General features: G+C 62.9%; 1 protein-coding gene. It reads left to right on the top strand.

Annotated elements, in window-relative coordinates; translation table 11 throughout:
• On the top strand, positions 1-221 hold a 221-nt coding region (locus C2I19_RS18405; protein WP_146056871.1), incomplete at both ends, for a transposase.

The raw sequence follows: 221 nt of genomic DNA, 5'->3' as shown, positions 1-221 counted from the left end.
GGCGAAGGCGAGTGGAAACGCAAAAAACATGGCGCCGAATATCGTCGGCAATGGCGCAAGGTACACCTCGGCATCGATGCCGAAACGCTGGAAATCCGGGCCATCGAGGTGACTGGCAATGGTGCGGGAGACGCGCCGATACTGCCGGAGTGGTTGATGCCGCTGCCGGCGGATGAACCCGTTGCCACGGCGACGCTGGATGGCGCGTATGACACCCAGGG

Source organism: Chromobacterium alticapitis (assembly GCF_002924365.1).
In the GTDB taxonomy this organism is placed as follows: Bacteria; Pseudomonadota; Gammaproteobacteria; order Burkholderiales; family Chromobacteriaceae; genus Chromobacterium; species Chromobacterium alticapitis.
The sequence above is the reverse complement of the archived record's forward strand: the minus strand, read 5'-3'. Positions and strand labels throughout refer to the sequence as shown.